This is a genomic window from Ruegeria sp. CDSB117 (genome assembly GCF_059611005.1).
In genome coordinates this window covers 55,572-62,921 of record NZ_JBXWOS010000022.1, presented here as the reverse complement: position 1 = coordinate 62,921, position 7,350 = coordinate 55,572, and the positions used below count along the sequence as shown (strand labels likewise).

Sequence of the window (7,350 nt, the reverse complement as noted above, 5' to 3'; positions counted from 1 at the left end):
TGGCTCTTCGGAAAGTAGGGCTGAAGGCGCTCCATCTGTTCGTCAGTCAGCCAGAATAGATTGCTCATGATACACCTTTGAAACTCAGTGGCTTGAAGCATGCAACAGAGACAGCAGCAACAAAATTAATGGGTCCAGAACCTAGTCATATCGATCAGGATCCTCTTTAGGTCCAGTTCATAAACCGCAACTCGTCCGCGAACGGCAGGACGTTTTCGTGCAAGCCAACCCATCGTTTTCAGCTCTGCTATTTCACGCATTACGGTTCGCTCATTCACGGTCCAGAGGCGGGCAAAATCCTCACGCCCCATGTGCACCACGTCTCTAGGTCGATGCTTCTGAAGCATACCCTTCTTACAGCACGAACGTGTCGGCTCTGGCATTACGGCGAGGTTGAATCACAATGCCGAGTGCATCTCCATTGCCATCGGTCGCATGCCACAGCCAATGTTTCACGCCGGATTCAAGTCACGAACTGAGACCCGAAACAGTTCATCCTGAGACGAGCCGCCTCTCGACTGACATTGACGCCACGCGCCGCCAGGAGGTCCTCGACATCCGCCGTGCTGAGAGCAAATCGGTGATATGCCCACACGGCACAGGCGATAATTTCGCGAGGAAAACGGAAGTCCTTCAGCTACGGCAAAGGGGTCGGTATGCTCATGGGACCGCGCGATCCGAGAAGGACAACGCGATCAACTTGGTAATGCCGTCTGATCCTCCTCCACTGAAATGGTCCACCCCAATAGTAAGGAAACGGAGGATCAACTCTGCGGGACAAGTCAGGTAATTTCAGAATGGTGTATCGTTAATCTGCTGAACGGCCTTCAATAACCTGACAAAGACCAATTGACTGAATGCAAAAAACTGACACAACTAAAGCAAACAATCTTCTAAGCAACAACAGCAGTATCGGCACTGAAAACCGTGATCAAACAAAGAGATATCGAGCGTGAAGTCGGGCAAACATTGCAAAGGTTACGGCAGGAACGCAATCTGATCCTCTCTGAGCTGGCGACAACATCGCAGGTCTCGACCTCGATGATCAGCCGTATTGAGAACGGTAGCGTCTCTCCGTCTCTTGGCACGCTACAGGCATTGGCGGACGCGATGGATGTTCCTCTGATGGCCCTGTTTGCGGACACCGAAGTTTCGGCCGACGTACATCACGTCAAAGCAGGCGAAGGTCTCATGTCCCGGCGTATTACGCAGGGCCACGTGCATAACTACCTTTTACTTGGTAAACATGGCGGGCCGGGAGGTCTGTTTCAATCTGCCCGTATCACCATTTCAAAGGACCAATCTGGGACCTTGCCCAGTTACCAGCACGAAGGCTGTGTTTTTCTCTATATGATAATGGGCGACGCTATATACAGGTGTGGCACCGAGGATTTTGTTATGGCAACTGGCGATACCCTAAGCTTCGATGCCAAGCTGCGTCACGGGTTTTGCAAGATCGTGTCGGATGAGATTGAATTCATCACGGTATCAACTCGCCCGCAGTAAATTCAGACCGCGATTTGGTACCCTCAGGCCGTATAACCTATCCGGGCCGTTTCATATTCTTGTATTATGTGAAACTATGAATAATCCGACCGCATATCCCAATCAGGCACTGAGCCCCCATGAAAATTACCTTCAAACAGGTTGATGCATTTCGAACCGTCGTCTCCACCGGAACTGTAACTGAGGCAGCAGCGATGCTGGGAATCTCGCAACCCGCTGTCAGCCGCCTGATCTCGGATTTCGAGGCCGAAGTCGGTTTTCAGCTGTTTCAGCGCTCAGGCCGGGTCCTGGTACCCACGGATGAAGCACGCTTGCTGGTGGAAGAAGTTCGGCAGGCCGTTAGCGGCATGGAGCACATAAAGGAATCCGCCAATGCCATTGGCAAGTTCGGTCACGCGCGGCTTAACCTGGTGATCACGCCGGGGGTGTCCTCTCAGCTTGCTCCGGATCTGCTTCAGGAATTTTCTGCTACTTGGCCAAAAGCCATGGCCCGAATGGAAATCGCGCCCAGCGATGACGCCGTCGAATGGATGGTTTCGCAGAATTACGATTTCGGGATCACGACAACCCAACCCGCCAACCCATCCTTTGACAGTCTGGTTATCCGGAACAGCGACGTCTGTTGCGTCGTTCCAACCGGCCATCCTCTGGCAGAGAAAACCATAGTTCAGGCGCAGGACCTGGCGGGTAAGAACTTCATCTCATATATGCCATCGTCGCGCTTCCGGTTTGAGATTGACCAGTTTTTTGAGGCCAAAGGCATCTCACGTCAGATGCAGTATGAGACCCGCACCACCGACGCGGTGTGCCGTCTGGTCGCGCGCGGTCTAGGAGTTTCGGTTGTCGGAGCAAGTCTGGATTATCTCAAAACCATTCCCGATTGTGTCGCGCTGCCTTTTGCGGCGCCTCTGACGTTTCGCGCAGTCCTGTTCTGGTCCAGGAACAAACCCCTGTCTGCTGTGGGACAGTCCTTTTTGAAGATCGTGCAATCGCAGATCAGCGACGATTAAGCGCCTCGCGAAAACTGGCTCGCGCCTGCGCGCTGTGAATATAGGCGTAGTCCCGAGGGTAAGGGGCACCTGCCGTCAGTTCCATCGAGACGAATTGCGGGCCGGTGGATGACAGAACCTGAGGCACCGCAGCTGAAAACTGATCCAGCTCCGTAAAGCGCTGCACACTGGCATACCCGGCGGCCCAGGCCATGGCGGCGAAATCAACCCTATCCGCACCAGGCAGGGGATGCGACCCGTTCACCTCATAGACCCGGTTAGCCGACAGAAAATGATAGAGGTTCGTCACCCCTGCATTGGCAATCGTCACCAATGTCCCAAGATTCATCAGCAGGCTGCCATCGCCATCCAGAACGATGACCCGCCTGTCAGGGTTGGCCAGCGCCAGACCCAGACCATGGGACGACGCCTGCCCCATCGCCCCGACGGCCACGTAATTAAGGTCGCGCGGGTTCAAAGCAAGCCAGTCGAAACAGCTCTGATACACGGCAACAACAATATCGTCCTCGAGGATATGAGGGATCAGGGCCTTAAGCGCTGCGTCGCGGTGCATGGTCATGATGCCTCCGGTGCTCGGCCGATCAGGAAAATATGGGGTCTTGAAGTTGCATATGCCGCTTCAATCGCCTGCGGGATATGAGCCTCGTCCCCTGGCCATTCGATCAGGGAATGTGACAGTTCCATCGCATCCAACACTGGCCGAACAATCCGCACCCCGTAAGAGGCAGATTGGTCGGGGTGAATATGTGGCTCCTTACCCTGCAGACCGACCATCATAACGACCGGCAGTTCATAATTGACGCCAATGGCCCGGATCGCATTCAATGAATCCATCAGCCCTGTTTGCTGCATCATCAGGATCGCGCGCGTGCCGTTATAGGACATCGCCCCGCAGATGCTGACGCCCTCATCCTCCTTGCAGATCCGGGTCAGGCGAAATTCGGGATCTCGCGAGATCGGCCAGAGCAGCCCGTCACTGGTAACGATATCTGGCAATGCTACGATTTCGCCGACACCCGCCGCCTTGATAGCAGCGATGATAGCCGCACCGGACGGATGCTTGACCTGCGGCGTACATTCGGTCGGTAGGGGAGACGCAACCATCAGGTACCTCCGTCCAGAAATGCGGCGAGCCCATCCCGTGCCGCTTGCAGTTCATGCCTGTGACCAATGGTGATGCGAATATAATCACGGTAGGCGGGTGAGGCGAACCGGCGTACAGCAATCCCCTGTCCGCGCAGGAAAAGATCGGCTGCTTCGGCAGATTTTCCGGGGTTCGGAAAATGAACCAGCACGAAGTTGGCCTGACTTGGGACAACATGCAGACCCATTTCCACTAACGCGGCGCTAATCCAGGCCCGGTTGTTCAAATTGGTCTCTCGCACGAAACGGGTATGTGCCGTGTCTTCCAGCGCCGCAACAGCCCCTGCGACCGAAGAGGACGCCACCGGGAAGGTCAGGCCGATCCGGCGTACATTGTCCACCACATCGCTGGACCCGTACAACCAACCAACACGCGCCCCAGCCAGCCCGAATATCTTGGAAAACGTCCGGCACATGACCACGTTTTTGGCAGCCTCTACCAACTTATGCGCGGGCTCATAATCCGCCGCATCGACATATTCCTCATAGGCAGCATCGATGATCAGCAGAACGTTTTCCGGTAACGCGGCATGCAGGCGCCGCAGCTCTGCGCCGTTCAGATAGGTGCCTGCCGGGTTCTCCGGATTGGCGAGGTAGACGATCCGGGTTCGTTCGGTCAACGCATCGATCATCCGGTCGACCGAAGGTTTGAATGCGTCATCCGCCACCGACACCACCTCGGCATCGTTGGCAAAAGCATAGTTGGGCACCTTGAGATAGCCATTGGCGCTGCGGATCAGCTCGGTGCCCTGCCCTAGGTAGGCGCGGGCCAGACGAGCCAGCAGATCGTCCGATCCCTGTCCTGTGGTGATCCGGGCCGCATCCAACCCGTACTGAGTGGCAATCGCCGGGGCCAGGATATCGTCAGGGTTTTCCAAGTACCGCTCGACATTGCTGATTGCCGCACAAGCAGCAGCGCGGGCCGACGGGCTGGGACCAAACACGCTTTCATTCGAGTTCAAAAGAATCGCAGGCGGTGGAACGTCAGCAGATACTCCACCAACCATATGAGGTTTGATCCTGCCTATTCCTGATTTTGCGAGGGTAATGCCCATCCAACTCCTCCGGCACCGCCAGAGGGCGGTAATGGCAATTTTCACCATATATCACATAGCATGGAGTTTTAAGCAATTCACTTTCAAAAAAATTATGTTATGAAAGTTGTGACTCAGCAAAAGAACCCGGATGACCGATACGTTTTCGCCCCAACCCAGCAGGCTTCACCTGACCATCGATCTGGATGCACCAGGTCGACAGTCCGGTGATCTGATGCTGAAATGGTCCGACAATGCTGTACCGTTGGGATACCACCCGATCCCGGTCATCAGCTTACGTGGGAAACCCGGACCTTCTGTTCTAATTTTGGGCGGCACTCATGGAGACGAATTCGAAGGACCCGCTGCGATCCTGCGGCTGGCGGCCCAGCTGAACCCATCTGACCTGACCGGACAGGTGATCCTGATCCCGGCCTTGAACGGCCCCGCGTTTCTGGCTTCATCGCGGGTTTCGCCATTGGATGGGCAAAACCTGAACCGGGCTTTTCCTGGCGCCGCGAATGGAGGCCCGACAGCGATGCTGGCGCATTATGTTGAAACTGTACTGCTGCCGCGCGTAGATGCCGCCATTGACCTGCACTCGGGTGGCAAGGCGTCTGTATTCGAGCCCTGCGCCTTGGCGGCGCGGGGGGATGACGCGGACCTGACCGCTTCCAATATGGAACTGGCCCGCGCTTTCGGGTTGCCTCTGATCTGGGTGCTGGGCGCACATAACGACAACCGAAGTGTGAATGCCGCCGCCGCGCGGGTTGGGGTTCCGATGATCGCAGCTGAACTCAGCGGCGGGGGTGGTGTCGATCCACATGCCGCGGACCTTGCCGAAACCGGACTCAAACGCTGTCTGAAGCATTTAGGTATCCTGCCCGGCGGTGCTCCGGACCTAGTTCCGACGCAATGTGTTGAAATCGCCGATCCATTGCATTCGATCCACGCACCCGCAGATGGGCTGTTCGACCGACGCTGCACCGCAGGACAACAGGTTAAACGAGGCAATCTGGCAGGCACGCTGCATTTCACCGCCGAACCGGAACGCTCGGCTGTCGAACTTAAATTTCCCACAGCCGGGCACGTTCTGGCTCATGGCAATCGTGGCATGGTGCACCGTGGCGATCTGTTGGCATTGGTGGCTCAACCGGTGTCCGAGGAAAGTTGAATGAAAACCTATTCACCGTTCATTTCCGGTGCCTTTGTCGATTGGGACGGTGAAACCCTGCCCAGTATAGACCCCGCCACCGGTCAGGTGTGGAGCATGATCGCCCGTGGCGACACACAAACCGCCGACATGGCTATCCGGGACGCCGACCAGGCCTTCCGCAGCGGGCCATGGGCCAAAGCTGGGCCGACAGAACGGGCGGATATGCTTGACCGTTTAGCTGACATGCTGGAAACCCGGTGGGAAGACCTTGTCACACCCGAAATTCGCGACAACGGCAAACGCATTACTGAGGTGCGCGGGCAGTTTGCCGGGCTGCACAGCTGGTTTCGATTTTTTGCGACAGAGGCACGAATGCTGCAGCCCGAACCTCAGGCCAATTCCATCCCCGGCGTGCATAGCGTGGGCCACTTTAGGCCCTATGGCGTCGTGGTGGCCATCACGCCCTGGAATTCTCCGCTGATGATCCTTGCATGGAAACTGGCCCCGGCACTGGCAGCTGGCAATACGGTTGTAGTGAAGCCCTCGGAAATGGCTTCGGCTTCAACCTTGGAATTCGCACGCCTGGCACATGAGGCGGGACTACCACCCGGGGTGCTGAACGTCGTCACCGGACTGGGTCACGAGGTCGGCGAAGCACTGGTCCGCCACCCTCTAACACGCAAGGTCACCTTTACCGGTTCGGACCTTGGCGGACGAAAAGTGGCCGAGGCTGCCTCAGCCGGTGTAATCCCGGCGGTGCTGGAACTGGGCGGCAAATCTCCGCAGGTGGTGTTTGCCGATTGTGACATGGACAATGCGGTCCACGGAATTCTGTCCGGCATCTTCCTGTCAAATGGTCAGACTTGCGTCGCCGGATCGCGGCTGATCGTTGAGGCCGGGCTGAAGGACAGGCTGTTATCCCGCCTGATCGACCGCGCCCGCACATTGCAGATGGGGGATCCGATGGACCCGGATACTCAGGTCGCACCGCTGGCCAATGAACTGCATCTGCAAAAGGTTACGGCAATGATCGAACGCGCCAAAGCCGACGGTGCGATTTGCTTATTGGACGGCACCGCCACAACTGCAGGCCGGAATGGGTTCTATATCGGACCAACGGTTTTCGACGATGTGACGCCCGGCATGCAGCTCTGGCGTGAAGAAGTGTTCGGACCGGTTCTGGCCGTCACCTCTTTCACCACCGAAGACGAAGCCATCGCGCTGGCCAATGACAGCGACTACGGGCTGGCCGCCGGTGTCTGGACCACCGATGCCGATAAGGGCGCGCGGGTAGCCGAGGCAATCGAGGCGGGCACTGTTTACATCAACCATTATCGCAGCGTTGACCCTGCCTGCCCCATTGGTGGGGTCAAACTGTCGGGCTACGGGCGTGAATTGGGCCCGGACGCCATAAGGGATTTCTGTCAGGTCAAATCGATCTGGACTGGCACCACGCCGGTGTCAGATCCGTTTCCCTGACCACCGATACGCACGGAGGACG

At 56.9% G+C, this 7,350-nt stretch carries 7 protein-coding genes and 1 pseudogene; 4 read left to right on the top strand and 4 right to left on the bottom strand.

The features are described 5' to 3' along the window. Positions 1-466 precede the first annotated feature (466 nt). Positions 467-637: pseudogene (locus AC2FJC_RS19900) on the bottom strand (IS6 family transposase); the annotation flags it as partial. A 290-nt stretch (positions 638-927) separates the two neighbouring features. Here AC2FJC_RS19900 and AC2FJC_RS19895 point away from each other — a divergent pair. Both AC2FJC_RS19895 and AC2FJC_RS19890 read left to right on the top strand, forming a co-directional pair. Continuing rightward, positions 928-1,506, top strand: a complete 579-nt coding sequence (locus tag AC2FJC_RS19895; protein WP_496741038.1) for a helix-turn-helix domain-containing protein — start codon at positions 928-930, stop codon at positions 1,504-1,506. A gap of 119 nt (positions 1,507-1,625) precedes the next feature. Further along, complete coding sequence (locus tag AC2FJC_RS19890; protein ID WP_496741036.1) at positions 1,626-2,516, top strand: LysR substrate-binding domain-containing protein; 891 nt, start codon at positions 1,626-1,628, stop codon at positions 2,514-2,516. On the opposite strand, the gene AC2FJC_RS19885 is transcribed toward AC2FJC_RS19890, so the two are convergent. From AC2FJC_RS19885 to AC2FJC_RS19875, 3 genes are read right to left on the bottom strand one after another with little or no spacing between them, the layout of a single operon-like run. Beyond that, positions 2,503-3,075 carry a thiamine pyrophosphate-dependent enzyme gene (locus AC2FJC_RS19885; protein ID WP_496741035.1) on the bottom strand — a complete coding sequence of 191 codons (573 nt, stop codon included), beginning with the start codon at positions 3,073-3,075 and terminating at the stop codon, positions 2,503-2,505. The two genes, AC2FJC_RS19890 and AC2FJC_RS19885, sit on opposite strands and share 14 nt — an antisense overlap. Then, positions 3,072-3,620 carry a decarboxylase gene (locus tag AC2FJC_RS19880; RefSeq protein WP_496741034.1) on the bottom strand — a complete coding sequence of 183 codons (549 nt, stop codon included), beginning with the start codon at positions 3,618-3,620 and terminating at the stop codon, positions 3,072-3,074. The genes AC2FJC_RS19885 and AC2FJC_RS19880 overlap by 4 nt, the downstream gene beginning before the upstream one ends. Continuing rightward, positions 3,620-4,714 (bottom strand): pyridoxal phosphate-dependent aminotransferase, encoded by a 1,095-nt coding sequence (locus AC2FJC_RS19875; RefSeq protein WP_496741033.1) that lies wholly within the window; start codon positions 4,712-4,714, stop codon positions 3,620-3,622. The genes AC2FJC_RS19880 and AC2FJC_RS19875 overlap by 1 nt, the downstream gene beginning before the upstream one ends. 130 nt (positions 4,715-4,844) lie before the next feature. Here AC2FJC_RS19875 and AC2FJC_RS19870 point away from each other — a divergent pair, with 130 nt between their 5' ends. Next, a complete protein-coding gene (locus tag AC2FJC_RS19870) occupies positions 4,845-5,867 on the top strand; it encodes a succinylglutamate desuccinylase/aspartoacylase family protein (RefSeq protein ID WP_496741031.1) in 1,023 nt (340 codons plus the stop codon). Continuing rightward, positions 5,868-7,328: an aldehyde dehydrogenase gene (locus AC2FJC_RS19865; protein ID WP_496741030.1), complete on the top strand. Its 1,461-nt coding sequence runs from the start codon at positions 5,868-5,870 to the stop codon at positions 7,326-7,328. Positions 7,329-7,350 lie beyond the last annotated feature (22 nt).